Raw genomic sequence first — 15162 nt, forward strand, 5'->3', positions numbered from 1 at the left:
AAAGAAACCATGAACATGAAGTTTTGTTTAAAAATAAGTAGTATGCTGGTGGCTGCGGTTTTCTTGTCGACCTTACCTGTCGAGGCCCAAACTTTCCGGCAAACTAAGCAGGGAATAACGGGTACTACGCAGGGAATGGATATTGAAATCCAATTCGTCAGCCCTGAAATTGTACGTGTGGTGAAGGCGCCCGAAGGACGTAGCTTTACAAAGAAAAGTCTTTCTGTAATTAAAAGCCCTGAAAGCATGTCTGTAACAACCGAGAAGAAAGGAGAAACCGTTTCTCTGAAAAGCAATGCTGTACGTGTTGATTTCAATGTAGGGACCGGACGAATTTCTTTCTTTGACAAGCAAGGAAAGGCATTATTTACCGAGAAAGATTATGGTGCTCAGTTTACTCCTTTCAATGATGCGGGGAACCAGACTTTCAGTGTGCGTCAGGCCTTTTTGCTGGATAAGGATGAGGCTATCTATGGTCTGGGACAGCAACAGGTTGATGACCTGAATCAGCGCAATCATAAACATTTCATGCGTCAGCGTGCATTGTATGCCAGTGTTCCAATTATTCAGTCTACAAAAGGGTACGGGATGTTTTGGGATAATTATTCTCCAACCACTTATACAGATAATCTGCAGGAGATGTCCTTTGATTCGGAAGTGGGAGAATGTATGGATTATTACTTTATGTATGGCGGTAATGCTGATGGCGTGATAGCGCAGATACGTGACTTAACAGGACAGGCACCTATGTATCCGTTGTGGACGTTTGGTTTCTGGCAATCGCGTGAGCGTTACAAATCACAAAAGGAAACGATGGAAGTTGTAGATAAATACCGTGAACTGGGGATTCCTTTAGACGGGATTATTCAGGACTGGCAATATTGGGGACCGAACTCTAACTGGAACTCTATGAATTTTGATAATCCGGAGTTCCCTGATCCTCAGAAGATGATCGACCATGTGAAGAAGAAAAATGCGAAGATTATGATCTCCATATGGGCTTCATTCGGACCGGATACGAATCCGTACAAGGACTTGGAGAAAATCAATGCCCTGTTCAATTTCAAGACATGGCCTGCAGACGGGGGAGTGAAAGCTTATGATGCTTATAATGAAAAAGCACGTGATATTTATTGGGAGCATCTGAATAAAGGTCTGTTCAGTAAAGGTATTGATGCCTGGTGGACAGATTCAACGGAACCTGATCATCTGGATGTTCAGGAAGGAGACTTTGATATTCCAACAGCGATGGGAACTTATCGCAGTGTAGTAAATGCTTTCCCGTTGATGAGTAACAAGGGAGTTTATGAGCATCAACGTGCCGTAACCTCTGATAAGCGCGTGTATCTGCTGACTCGTTGTGCATTTGCCGGACAACAGCGTTATGCGGCGAATACCTGGTCGGGCGATGTTATGTGTAATTGGGAAACATTCCGTAAGCAGATTCCCACAGGCTTGAACTTTTCTCTATCGGGAATACCTTACTGGAATACGGATATAGGTGGATTCTTTAACTGGCCTTATCATGGTGGGGCTGAAAATAAAGCTTATCATGAACTGTATACCCGCTGGTTTCAATATGGTACATTCCTGCCCATGCAGCGTTCGCATGGAAGTGGTGTGAAAAAGGAAATCTACAATCTGGGCAAAAAGGGTGACTGGGTGTATGATTCGGAAGAGAAATACATAAACCTGCGCTATGCACTGCTACCGTATCTGTATTCAACAGGATGGCAGGTGACTGATAATGCAGGTTCTTTCCTCCGTGCCTTGTTCATGGACTTCAACGAAGATAAGAAGGTACATACTATCAGTAATCAGTATATGTTTGGAAAGGCATTTCTTGTGACTCCTGTGACCAAGAATATGTATGTATTCTCTGATAAGGAACAGTGGAAAGATCCGTATGAAGATTTTAGCAAGACAGGAACACAGGATGTTTATCTTCCTAAGGGAACCAAATGGTTTGACTTTTGGACGGGAGAAGTATTGAATGGCGGACAGATGGTTACCAAAGAGGTTCCTATCGATATTATTCCATTGTATGTACGTGCAGGTTCCATTGTTCCTTTTGGACCGAAAGTACAGTATTCTACAGAGAAGAAATGGAATAATCTGGAGATACGTATTTATTCCGGAGCCGATGGCGAATTTGTGTTGTATGAAGATGAAAACGATAATTATAACTATGAGAAAGGTGCTTATTCAACCATTAAGTTTACTTGGGATGATGCAAACCGGACGTTGAATATCGCAGATCGGGAAGGTACTTTCCCCGGTATGTTGAAATCACGTAAGTTCAATATCGTTGTGGTGGATAAGGAGAATGGAACAGGGAGTGTTCAGTCGACGAAATTCACGAAATCGGTTTCATATGGCGGGAAGAAGAAATCGGTTAAATTGTAATTTTAGTATATGGTATCCTTATCTTGAGGATGTTATATAGAAATCATTTATAAAATATGGAGATGTGGCTCTTGGCCGCATCTCCATATTCTTTTATTTAATTTTAGAAATTTAGATTACTCATAGATTGATTTCTTTTCTTCCTTTGTCCGGTTCACATTATGGAGTACCTGTTTTATCTGCTTAAATGTAACTTCTTCTTGTGGATTGAACTTATCATTTTCCATATATTTCAGGAGGCTATAGCGTAATTGACGGGCTACAGGTCGGGTATTGAGATTCTTTGCCAGGTCTGAGCTGCATACTAATAGCTTTCCGTCTCCTGCTTTTACCTCGAATAGTAAACCTAAGTTTCTGTTCTTATAGAAGTTATCTACCATTCTGACAATCGGTTGCATGTTGTTCTTTAAACTGTCGAGTTCCATGGTTGTAGCATTCTTGCAAATATCCCACCATTGCCAGTTACTGTGCATTTCAGTTGGAAAGTCGGCTAATGCCGGATGGGCGGGATCACAGAGGATTCCCATTGTCCCCGGTTGGTTAGGGAAGTGCACAGGACTCCAGAATACTTGTACGAATTTGCCTTCCAGCCCATTAATTTCTTCTTTTTCCGGGTTTAGTAATACCTTTTTCCCTTGACTTAATGCTTTCTCTGCATCGGCAAAGCTACGGGTGTAAAAGATTTCCTTACCAACTTCCGGTACTTCCTGAGGGTATACCCAAACATTCCAGGAGTTTTGATACTGGGTTCCTGTAAAACGGATGGATAAAGTTAATTGGTCGGCAACGGATATGGATTCCAGAGGAACAGAGATGCTTCCCAGATTAAATGCATTCCCCACAGGTATTTCTTGTTTATCCAGATTGCCTTGTGCAATGACCGTTCCTTTTGAATCACTTAATCTCCATTCCGGTTGAATATCACTCAGGACTTTATCACTGAAGTTTGCAGCTTCAAACTGAGCTTTAAAGGTTTCATTATTTACATAGGTAGCTTTCTCAAAGCGTGCTAACGGTACTACCGGAGAACAAAAATTCCGGAATTCTTCAGGAGTGATTAAACCTTTACTCTCCCAGAATGCATCGATAATTCCGACGAGTGCAGTGCCCTGTCCGGGGAAGTCATGCAGGTCCAATAGTTGGAAACCACTGAATCCGGGAGTCTTTAGTGCCCGTTCTATTTCCTCTTTATATAAAATAGTTGCCAGTTTGCCACTTGCCATCAGATTGCCTTCTGCCAGATGGAGCCGTTCTTTCTTTTTAAGGTCTACAGCTACGGCTTTGAAGTTTAATGGTATCAGATTACCTGTGTATTTATCAATTTCTTTTAGATTGGGGAATACACTGTATTGTCCGATTTCGTGGGTAATAAGTGGAACAGGCAAACCCTCTATAGCACTGGAGAAGTCTTTATTGAAACTTACAGGTTGGTCGTCGAAAATTCCTTGCCCGCGTACCCAGCCATTTTTAGTCCACTGTGTAACCCAGAAGTCGTCATTAGGTTCGGGCCAACTGCCGTGCTCTGGTTCAAAGGTGAATGTAGTAGTCATATACAAATGACGGTTATCCTGTTGCTTAATGGTATTGAGTAATTTATCCATGACACTAAAATCCCCTTGCAGTTCATTACCCAGACTCCAGAAACAGAATGATGGGTGATTACCATATTCTTTCATGATGTGAGCGGCTTCAGCATACAGAAAATCAACAGTGCCTTTATCTTCACCTACATTGAGTGTCCATAGAGGTAATTCGACCTGAAGATAGAATCCCATTCTATCAGCTACGTTGAAAGCTGCTTCCGGGGGACACCAGGAGTGGAAGCGCAGATGGTTCATGCCATAATCACGGGCTGCACTGAATACTTTTTCCCAACCGGCTTCGTCCATCGGCGGATATCCCGTTAGCGGGAAAATGCAACACTCCAGTGTTCCTCTAAGGAAGAGTCTTCTGTTATTAATCTGTAGGAGAGCATTTTGGTTCGTCAGTTTTCTCATACCGAATGTCTCACATCTCGAATCAGTCATGCCTTCCGTTTCAAGAGTTGCGGTTGCTTCGTAGATATTAGGATTGAATTCATCCCACAACATTGGGTTGTTAATGGGATAAGTGAATGTTATTTCAGTGTTGTTTATCTGTACTTCTTTATCTGCCAGCTTATTTCCTTTAGGGTCTTTGACAGCGAACAGAAGTTTACCGGATACCGGGGATGAACCGTTACTTCCGATTTTTACACAGACATTGACCGTTTGGTTATCAATATCGGGTGTTAAGCGCAATTCCTCAATCTGTACCTTATCTTTTGCTGTTAATGCTATTTTCCCTAGGATACCATTCCACATAGTCTGAGTATCGTTCGTATAAGCATGTGCAAGGTTTTTGACTGATATATCATGCTGTCTCCGGTTATCGATGCGTATAACTATCTTGTTATTCTCTCCTGGAACAAGATACTTACTCAAGTTAAAGTAGTGAGGAGTGGTAAGACTTTCATTGAATCCTTCTACTTTAGTACCATTGATCCATACTTGCGAATTCCATATCACGCGTTCAAGAGTAAGGAAGACATCTTTTTCGTTCCATTCTGCCGGAATGAAGCATTCTTTCTTGTACCAGGCGGGGCCGAGATAGTCGAATTTACGTTTCAAATTTAAGAATATCTCCTTGTCCATGGTAGGTTCGAGGGTACATGGAGTTCCATAGCCGGCATCACAAAGTGTTCCGGGGAGGGTGATCTTATCTGGAAACGATTCCATATACCATTTTCCTGCAATGCCTTTATCCAGACTGTCCAATGCTACTTCCCATTCTCCGGAGAGATCCATCTCGCGTACTACCTGTTTACACGAAGTCATCAATAGGGCTATGATGCCCCAGGCGATTAAAAATTTACTTATTCTCATAATATCAAATTAAAATTTCCATTCTGTTTTAATTCTTAGTTTCTTATCTTTTACTCTTACAATCAAAGGATAGCAAAAAGGTGAATCATATTTTGACAGAACACTTCCGTTTCCTGGTGGAATACCAGGAGCTTCCCCCGTAATAACTTCAAACTCTTGTCCCTCGAATACTTCGATCTTCATATATGCTTTTCCTATTTTGCAACTAAGGGGCGATGATTGCTTTCGCACTATTGCGTTTTTTATATAGTTGTAGCTTGGCGAGTCATTGAGGATGATAGTTTTTCCGGTTTGGCTGAATACAGGTTTCTCTGTAAGCATCAATACATAATCATAGAGGTGTTGCTCATCGGAACGGGCGGTAAGTATATCTGTAAGTTTATTCTTTTTTAAAATTAACTTTCTTTCCATTGTGACTCCGGAATATGCATCCGGAGCTTCTGCAGAAACTTCTCCTCCGTCCTTATATGCTTTGAATGCCAACAATTTGCCGGTTGATTCTTTTTGATCTTTAGCATCTACGGTTAGTGTGCTGTGTGATAAAGTTTTTCGGTACCACTTCGTAAATGCAGGTACTCCATAGGCACATGTCCCCATATCCGATACAATCTCTTTTTCACCGTCATGAATGGAAATGGACAGCTTATCCGGATGGCCGTGTCCTCCACCATGTGGACCGTATTTCATGACCACCGTCTTTGTACCTGATCTGAGTACAGCATAGCCCGTTTCCTTAAAATGAACGGATGGCCATGCTGCCATTGCTGTTACCTGAGGAATTTCTATATTATTCTGTAGTGCTTCACCGAAGTTCCTGTCTGTATATCGGTAGCACTGTCGAAGTACACTCAGGAAAAATGGATCCTTGTTGTAGCGTTGGTAGGCAATTTCATATAGTCCGACCTGAGCAATTAAAGACTCTCCATACCATCCGTCATTGTGGGCAGGAAAATATAGATCTGCATACACTCCGGATGCAGGAGCAGCGAGCATTTTATATAGTTTCCTGTCATATAGATTGATATTACGGCAACGTACGGCATCGGCTGACAGAAGCATAGCTCGTAAAGGATAATAGTGATATGTAGGAGAACCTTCGCCCCACCAACCGTCATTCATAACGTACCGCTCCATTTGGGCATGGTATCCACATTCCGGATCATTGATTGCTACGTTAATGATGCTGTCATTTTGTAATGTTACTCCTAATGCTATCAGACCGCTATTGTGCCATACTTGCCAATTAGCAGTTCCTCTTCTTTTCAGCAAAAGCTCGGAACAAGGTATGAGATAACCTTTTTCTATTTCTCTTATTTCGTTAGTTGTCATTATGGATTTGGTTACCATATAGGCTCGGCAGACATCACTGGCCCATGCAGATTCATCAAGGCTTTGACCAAACATTTTGCCTCCCCAGGGACCTGCTTTCCTGGCTGTGTCGTGGTCCAGATAAGTAATATATTTGGATGCGTAATCCAATAACATATTCCGAATGTATTCAGCATAGACCTTATTGCCAGTGGCAAGGTATAAATACATACAGTTACGCAAATATGTATAATTATGAGTATGCGCCACATTTACCCATGCCCAATCGTAACGCTTATTCCCTGTCCAATAATGCTTGCATTGTGAACAGTAATGTGCTTCCGGCTTATTCCAGTCGAATGAAAAACGTACTTTGTGTTCGGGACAAAAATAATCGTGTATATGTCCTCCTTCCAATAAGGGTACGGTTAGGGGATATTCTTGCCGGGCTTCCACGGTATCTTTCAGTGATTCTATAATGCCCTTTCCCCATTTCGTTTTTGCGGCTGAGCGTATTTGGCTGATGTCGCTTTCAGTGAAGAAATAATATTCGTTTTGCGCTGAAAGCAGGCAAGGGATAAAGATCAGTGCGAGTAAAAGTCTATTTTTCATTTCGTATGCTTTAAGTATTTGACATATTCGGTTGCAGCTAGCAGGAAAGCCCCCGTACCATACACTTCTGTGTCGTTCATATCTACCTTCTTCGGGTCAGCTCCTATTGGTTGTACATAGCCTATCTTGCCGTCTTCGTGTACGACGGAAGCTAATGCATTCCACGCTTTTTTTGCAATGGGCAGATATTCTTCTTTTTCAAGATATCCATGATTAAGGCCCCAAAATAGGCTATATGTGAAGAAACCTGATGCACTGGCTTCCGGCATGGGATAGGAAATTGTGTCCAATAGAGAAGAGTGCCAGAAGCCTTGTTTATCCTGAAGCGTAGATATCTTTTTCATCATTTGCCTGAAAAGACTGATATAGAAAGTGCGTGAGGGATATTGGGCAGGCATGTTGTCGATGATGAAGGTCAGTGCTCCTGTTACCCAGCCGTTTCCTCGTCCCCAGAATACTTTCTCCCCGTTTTGCTCACGCATATTGATATATCTGGTATCTCTGAAAAACAAACTGTCGGTAGCAGAGTAGAGGCTGTCATAAGTGATTCGAAGCTCTTTATCCATAAATTCCAAATACTTTGGTTCGCCTGTCGCTTTTCCGATGCGTGCAAAAGAAGTTGGAGCCATAAACAAGGCATCGCACCAACACCAGCGGGAATGTGAACCGTCAGCATAATAGCTTAGGCTGTTGTGTCTGGGGTTGGCAATGAGAGTATCCAAGGTCTCAACGGATTTTTTGATCATGCGTGGTTCCTTGTATTTATTGAATAACATAGCATAAGGCTGGATGATGCAGATGTCATCGGCAAAATAGATACTAGGGCCAGTCTGCCATTGATTCTTTTCGCCTATGGTGAGCAGGAAGTTCCAGTATTTGGGATCATCAGACATCTCCGCCCATTCTGCCATGCCGATATACATGGTTGCGTTAGTCCATGCCCAGTAGGCATGCGAATTTGTCCATTGGGAGCCTTTCCGTACTTGATTTTCAAAATTCATCAGTTGCCAGTCGGCTACCTTTTTCATGATCTTCACGGTTTGCTTTTGGTAGTATTCATTCCATTGTGTTTCATTGAAGAAATAATTCAAGATAAGCTCGGCCACCACATGGTGTCCTTTTTCATTGGGGTGATTGCTTTGGCTCATATATATTTTTAAATCTTCTCCATTTTTTCTTTTCTCCTTGAAGGTTGCATAGCTGTCTATCAGTCCTGTTTTGTAGGCGTGGGCTAAACGACGTATCTGGCGGCTATGTTGTTCAAGTGGAGAATTATCGTCCAATATATCTTCGGTTAAATCGGGTGTTGGGGTGAATAAGATGACTTTGATATGCTGTTTTTGCGCTTCTTTTATCATTTTCTCCCAGGCTTTCTGGGCTCTTTCCAGTCCGATACTACGGTCATTTAAAGCATAATCTATGAATAAGACGTCCGGGCGGTGGGGCAGAACCTCTCGCCTGAACCGTTTGGCACCTTGTTCGGCATTTTCACCGCCGATGGATGTGGTGATAGAGTTGACCACTGCGTATGGATACATTTCTTTGACGGCTTCCAGAACTTGGTGGGGATAAGCCTGAAGTGTTTTTACATTAGGTGTGTTGGCATAGCCAGAAGGGACACTGTGGCCATGAAATACAAGGTTTACAGTTCTGTTATCCGGCCATTTCTTTTGCAGTTCTTGGCGGATTTTCGTGAATTCGGAGGGTTGACTGGTCTGTGCCATGACATCAAACCCTAACAATGTGCATAATAGTAAATACAGATATTTCATATTCTTGTCCTTATAAAAACATTTTCTTTCTCATACCAAACTGCTCCACTATATTGTTTGTAGAACCAGACAAAGTTATTTCCTCTGGAAATTTAGATGCAAAATTACTACCTTTCACCAGAGTACTGATATTCAGAAGGATTCTGCTGAAAGAAGACAAAAGCAACCTGATATGAGAAAGAAAATATTACGCATAGAGTCTATATTTCAAGTATTATTCTAGTTCACCAACAAAAGTAACGACAGACTTTGCCGGAACAATAATCCCGTTAGCCTTTATTGCTGCGCCCTTTCCTAAATTGGATGTTTCAGAAGTGGTGTAAGGGATTAAAGTCTGATTCTTCAGTTTCAAGTCTTGAAGATTATATTTTCGGTTGACAGAACCGACATTCACCGCTACCAGAACTATCTTTTTGGAAGAATCGTCTTTGTATGCACTAATCATGACATCTTTACCCTCTTTTTCCGGATCTGGGGTTTCGGTAATTACGGCAATACGCTTCATGCCCGGACGGACAAAAAAAGAATAATTACCCAGCATCCACATCAGTTTGGAGTCTCTGGCAAATCCGTCTTTCTTGCAATAATCTGTAGTCTGTGAACCATTATTTGTTCCATCATCCAGATAAACCAAACCGTCCTTGTAGTCTGCACGGGTAAGAGCTGTCCACCAGGACCAAGAGGAAGCATTTACCAATGTCAAATCATTGTGAATAGTACGTGCTACAAAAAGTGCCGTTTGCATACCTAAATCGCGTTTATTTCCGTTTCCGTTGGGAATTTCGGACTCTCCGGGGCTTTCGAGAATAGAATACTCAGTTTGCCAATATTTTAAGCCGCTGTACTCTTTTATTTTATCATTTAAGGCTTTACGATGTGAAACCAAATCCTTGACAGGCCAAACAGACCAATAGCTATGTCCAGTTATCACCCGCTCTACATTGGGCAGAGAAGCAATGCTCAAAGGGGATGACGGATTCCAAAAAACATCAATCTGATTATCAATGTTTTCATCATCTACATTTTTATACAAATATTGAATATTTCCGGCTTCGCCCAACGCTATTTGGGTAGCCAATCCTTTCTTGCTGAGTCTTTCTGATAGCAATTTTACAAACTGAGATATTTCTTCATTAGTAGCGGGAGTTCCTTCCTGACTGCCTTTACTCCAATCCCATTGCGGTTCATTCACAGGACTTAAATAATCAAATTTAACTCCTTCTTTCTTCTGTAAGTTATCAATACACTCCACTAAAAAGTCTGCATAATCAGGCATCATACCTGCCTTGATATTCATCCTTTTCTCCTTAATCGAAAAGCCTTTCTCATTTATGGACATATGAACCGGAGCGCTCAGGTTAAAAGCAAGAAAACGTTCAACCCCTCTATCACGAGCTGCCTTCAAGAACCATCTTTGCCCTTCATATTTATTCCAATTGTAAGTACCATCAGCTGATAAAAAGCATTCAGACCGTCTCCACTCGTCCGCAATGTCACTTTCAAGTCCTTGTTCTGTACTTCCCGCACCAATATAAAATCTCCACATAGACAAACCGATGCCTTTAGGATTTCCGCTTTCATCTACTTCACGACTAAACAGCCAATCGGCAATTTGATTTCTTTTCGCTTCCGGCCAATATTTTCCTACCATCTGACAGCGCCAAGCATCTGATGCTCCAAAACCGTCAATAGTCTGCATTTCCTGATTCAAGTCTACTGTAATATTTCTCACCTTATTGTAAACAGGTGGTTCTGGTATCTCCAAATTGGAACTACATGCTGTAACTGAAAACAGTGTACAGATACCTAATATCTGCAAATATTTACCATTTCTCATTTCTGCAAAATTTAAGTTTAACTTCTTATGTTTATTAGTAATTAGGATTCTGTGTTACAGTACCAAAACTACGGTCTATTTCCGATTGAGGAATGGGCCATACCAAATGTTTATTGACATCAAAGTTGATACCTTTATTTTGTAACTCCTTAAGATTACTTGTTTCATACTGATCTGTTGATTCATGCATATTATAACGAACAAAACTTCCATTAGGACCGAACAAGCCAGCTATAACGGTTTGATTAGTGGCTGGATCTATTTGTCTCCTAATATCAAACAGACGCAATCCTTCAAATGCCAATTCCATCCTGCGTTCTTTCCAAATGGCATAAAGTATCGCATTACCGGAAACTGTTCCTTTCTTTGGAGAAAGTTTTACCCGGGCACGGATGATATCTACATCGTCCATTGCTTCATCAAGCATACCCAAGTGAAAAGCTGCTTCCGCGCGGGTCAGATACATCTCTGCCAGACGAATAATCGGCGTATTCAAAGGAGCGTTATACCTCTTATCTTCTAAAGTCCTGCGAGTAGCGATAGGAATATAATATTTACGGATTACACGGCCAGATTTGTTCTGTGCCAAGTCAAATACATAAGTAGGATTTAAATCCTCATCACCATATACAGCATCACCACATACCGTTATTGTACTGCGTCTTCTTATCTCATCTCCTTCAGAGAGATAACAATTTTCCAAATCACTGGTGGGCACTCCCCATCCCCAACCGTCCATAATGTCATTAGGATCTTTACTGGGGAAATTTTCCAGACTTTCGCCACGCCCTCCACAAAGTGTGGAAAGAGGATTGCCCAAAATTTTACCTATTTCAGAGCTTGTCTGAACTTCAATAAGTGATTCTATGCCATTATGATTATTGACGTTCCAAATATCCAGGAAATCAGGTTCGAGTTTACAGCCGCTATTCACGATTGTGGTATCTGCATAATGATAAGCTTCTTCCCATTTTCCCTGATACAATGAAACTCTTGCCAACAATGCTGTGCAAGTCCATACGGTAGCCCTGCCTTTTCCTTCACTTCCATACGTAGTATTTACCATGTGAACGGCCGATTTAAGGTCACTCTCTATTTGCTGATATATCTCTTCTTTGCTAGAACGTCCTAAATTCATATCATTGGATGAAAGCATTTTAAGCACCAATGGCACACCACCGAAATTGCCTACAAGATCTAAGTAATTATATGCACGACAAAACAGGGCTTCACCGACATAGGCCTTTTTCTTGTCTTCAGAAATAGGAGCTTCCGGAATAGAGTTTATAGCAATATTGCATGACATGATATTCTTATATCTCTCTTTGAACAAATCCGTAAGATACCCCATTCTATTGGGAGTTATCAAATACTCCGAAGCTGGACTGAATCCGTCAGTAGCTTGTCCGGTATTTCCCATCCAAGCATCATCGGTAGCTGTTTCATTCGTAATTCTGGTATGAGCTATCGGCTGCCAGTCATTGTTCAACAAAGCGCGTTTATACAAGTCGATGACAAAATCACGGCATTCGGTATCTGTCTCAAAATAATTATCCAAATCTTGAACACCTCTCTTTTCGTGCTCAATAAAATCTTCACAGGACACAAGTCCCAATCCCAATGAAGCTGCTATTACGAAAGCAAATATATTCTTTCTCATGATTTACAATCTATTAAAATGTTACATTTACACCTACTGAGTATATACGTTGTACCGGATAAGTCCATCCGCCAAATCCGAAACTCAACACATCACCTGAAACCTCGGGCTCTACACCGTTATAGCCAGTCAAGGTAAACAAATTTTGTCCTGCTATATATAATCTCAGTTTATTGACACCGGGGACTTTCTTAAAAGTATACCCCAATTGCAAATTCTTCAACTTCAAATAAGAACCGTCTTCTATATAGAAAGATGAGAATTTGGTAAAGTTCTCATTATGGTCTTGGGTAGATAAGCGAGGAACATAGTTAGAAGTACCTTCACCGTGCCAAGCCATATCAAGCAAGCCGCTCACCTTATTCACTTTTCCACCACTACCGGCGACATTGTACAGTTCTTGAATATTCTGATTAACAAGATCATTGCCAATGCTGGCATAGAAGTTTGCCACTAAATCAAAGTTCTTATAACCTAAATTCAGATTAAGCCCCATCGTCATATCAGCCCATGGAGAGCCAATCTTTGTGCGGTCATCTGCATTCAATAGCCCATCTCCATTTACATCTTTAAATCGAATATCACCGACTTGCGCATTAGGTTGCAAGAACTGTCCTTTGTTGTTAGTATGGCTATTCAGTTCAATCTGATTCTGGAAAATGCCATCAGCCACATATCCATAGAAGAAAGCAGGTTCTTCACCTTGTATTGTCTTTGTCTTTTCACCATTTCCATACAATGGATCTTTATCACCTGTCAACTCTGTCATATTCACGTTGAAAGTAGTCAGGTTTAAAGTAGTTCCAAAGGTAAAATCTCCCCAACGGTCATTGTAGTTGATTGTCATTTCAAAGCCTTTGGTACGCATAGAACCTACATTAGTCCAAATCTTGGCATCACCCGGATAGCCGGAATAACTGGGATAAGCCTTCTGAAAAAGCATATCTCTGGTATTCTTTATATAATACTCAAAAGATCCCGTTAAACGATTATCAAATAATCCGTAATCAATACCGAAGTTGTAATCCTCTACAGTTTCCCATTTCACATCCTCATTTTTAACCAGACTGGGATGAACGGTATTCACCACATTATCGCCCAATACATAGTAATCTTGCCCTAATTGAGACATATAAACCCCTGAAGGAAGATTCTGATTACCTACGCGTCCCCAACCTATTCTGAGTTTAAGGCTATTAAGCACAGACTTTGTGCTTTCCATAAACGGTTCATTAGACATACGCCAAGCTATGGAAGCCGAAGGGAAAGAGGCCCATTTGTTCTTAGACAGGAATTTGGAAGAACCATCCACGCGATAAGTAGCTGTAAGATAATACTTATCATTATAATTGTAAGTTAGTCTACCTAAATAAGACATAATAGAAGTGGTAGAAGAATTACCTCCGGTTTGTGGATTGACGGTACCGGCATCCAATTCATGCAAATTATCTGAGTTGTTGGGCATCTTTTCATAGCTTCCCCACAAAGTAGTGCTATTCCATTCTTCCAGGGTGTTCCCCGCCATAAAAGAAAAATTATGCTTATTCGCAAAAGTTTTCAGGTAAGTCAACGTATTCTGCAAACTCCAATTACGATAAGTAGGTTTGTTGCGCGTGAACTTGTTGTTTGTCTGAAACTCATGAGCCGCATCAATAACAAAATCCGGTGAAAACGTATTGGAAATTCGAGTATCTAAGTCTATGGAGAATTGAGATCTAAATATCAAATCTTTTATCGGTTTGATTTCAAGATAAGCAGAAGATGACAAAGCATAAGAATTATTGCTTTGATTCCATCTGTGAACATAACCAACCGGATTCCAAATTTGAGATGGAGAACGGGAATACAGACTATATTCATTTTCAGTACCATTCAATTCATCTTCAGACTTGAAAATAGGGGTAATCGGATCCACTCTGTCAAAGTCCGACCAATTAGTAGGATTACCCCATGACTCATAACGCGGATTTAATGAGAATCCGGCTGAGAAATGCTTATTAAACTTATAATCATTGGTAAAACGAGCGGTAAATCGTTTATATCCTCCCTTCTGATAGAAAGAATCTTGCTGGAAATAATTCAAACTAACCGAATATTTATTCTTCTCCGTTCCACCCTGTACACCCAAACTTGCATTTAATTGAGGTGTGAACTGGCGAATACCTGCATCCCACCAATTCGTTGTTTTACCTGCAAAAGAAGCGGGATTTTCAAATTCCTCAGGATAACCGGCTTGGCGGGCAGCCATATTTAATATTTCAGCATACTCCACAGCATCCGCCATGTCATAAGGATTCTTCATCTCCTGCACACCATAATGCATATCAAAATAGAATGAAGGCTTGCCTTCCACTCCCTTACGGGTAGTCACCATAATAACTCCATTTGAGGCACGGCTACCATAAATAGCACTGGCAGAAGCGTCTTTCAATACTTCGATGCTCTCAATCTCATTAGGATTAAGGAAATTGATTCCTTCGCCCATAGGAACCCCATCAACTACATACAATGGATCAGTGGATAAGTTGATGGTAGAGAAACCTCTAATCAAAACCTTTGGCTGACCACCCGGATTTCCGGCTCCTACAATCGTCACACCAGCCACTTTTCCCTGGAGGCTTTCAGTAGCATTGCTCACATTCATCGATCTTACCTCTTTTCCTT

General features: G+C 41.2%; 7 protein-coding genes. 1 reads left to right on the forward strand and 6 read right to left on the reverse strand.

Translation table 11 applies throughout. The features are described 5' to 3' along the window. The first annotated feature begins 9 nt into the window (after positions 1 to 9). Positions 10 to 2406, forward strand: coding sequence for a glycoside hydrolase family 31 protein (locus tag BN161_RS06135; protein WP_081743642.1), 2397 nt, complete (start codon positions 10 to 12; stop codon positions 2404 to 2406). Between the two features lie 116 nt (positions 2407 to 2522). Here BN161_RS06135 and BN161_RS06140 read toward each other — a convergent pair whose 3' ends face one another. From BN161_RS06140 to BN161_RS06165, 6 genes are all read right to left on the reverse strand, one after another. After that, the gene (locus BN161_RS06140; RefSeq protein WP_044263936.1) at positions 2523 to 5309 is read right to left on the reverse strand and encodes a glycoside hydrolase family 2 protein; all 2787 of its coding nucleotides are present in this window, start codon (positions 5307 to 5309) and stop codon (positions 2523 to 2525) included. A 9-nt stretch (positions 5310 to 5318) separates the two neighbouring features. Further along, complete coding sequence (locus BN161_RS06145; protein WP_044263938.1) at positions 5319 to 7229, reverse strand: heparinase II/III domain-containing protein; 1911 nt, start codon at positions 7227 to 7229, stop codon at positions 5319 to 5321. Continuing rightward, positions 7226 to 9001, reverse strand: coding sequence for a glycoside hydrolase family 88 protein (locus BN161_RS27990; RefSeq protein WP_052356190.1), 1776 nt, complete (start codon positions 8999 to 9001; stop codon positions 7226 to 7228). Before BN161_RS27990 ends, BN161_RS06145 begins: the two co-directional genes overlap by 4 nt. A gap of 214 nt (positions 9002 to 9215) precedes the next feature. After that, positions 9216 to 10838 carry a glycoside hydrolase gene (locus BN161_RS06155; RefSeq protein WP_044263941.1) on the reverse strand — a complete coding sequence of 541 codons (1623 nt, stop codon included), beginning with the start codon at positions 10836 to 10838 and terminating at the stop codon, positions 9216 to 9218. A 34-nt stretch (positions 10839 to 10872) separates the two neighbouring features. Continuing rightward, positions 10873 to 12498 (reverse strand): RagB/SusD family nutrient uptake outer membrane protein, encoded by a 1626-nt coding sequence (locus BN161_RS06160; protein WP_044263944.1) that lies wholly within the window; start codon positions 12496 to 12498, stop codon positions 10873 to 10875. A gap of 13 nt (positions 12499 to 12511) precedes the next feature. After that, the gene (locus tag BN161_RS06165; RefSeq protein WP_244436428.1) at positions 12512 to 15142 is read right to left on the reverse strand and encodes a SusC/RagA family TonB-linked outer membrane protein; all 2631 of its coding nucleotides are present in this window, start codon (positions 15140 to 15142) and stop codon (positions 12512 to 12514) included. Positions 15143 to 15162: the final 20 nt, after the last annotated feature.

The sequence above is a fragment of the Bacteroides timonensis genome, assembly GCF_000513195.1.
GTDB classification, from domain to species: Bacteria; Bacteroidota; Bacteroidia; order Bacteroidales; family Bacteroidaceae; genus Bacteroides; species Bacteroides timonensis.

Excerpts from the sequence above, each read along its gene's own strand:
- BN161_RS06135 (WP_081743642.1), top strand. The coding sequence starts at position 10 with ATGAACATGAAGTTTTGTTTAAAAATAAGTAGTATGCTGGTGGCTGCG.
- BN161_RS06140 (WP_044263936.1), bottom strand. The coding sequence starts at position 5,309 with ATGAGAATAAGTAAATTTTTAATCGCCTGGGGCATCATAGCCCTATTG.
- BN161_RS06145 (WP_044263938.1), bottom strand. The coding sequence starts at position 7,229 with ATGAAAAATAGACTTTTACTCGCACTGATCTTTATCCCTTGCCTGCTT.
- BN161_RS27990 (WP_052356190.1), bottom strand. The coding sequence starts at position 9,001 with ATGAAATATCTGTATTTACTATTATGCACATTGTTAGGGTTTGATGTC.
- BN161_RS06155 (WP_044263941.1), bottom strand. The coding sequence starts at position 10,838 with ATGAGAAATGGTAAATATTTGCAGATATTAGGTATCTGTACACTGTTT.
- BN161_RS06160 (WP_044263944.1), bottom strand. The coding sequence starts at position 12,498 with ATGAGAAAGAATATATTTGCTTTCGTAATAGCAGCTTCATTGGGATTG.
- BN161_RS06165 (WP_244436428.1), bottom strand. The coding sequence starts at position 15,142 with ATGAATGTGAGCAATGCTACTGAAAGCCTCCAGGGAAAAGTGGCTGGT.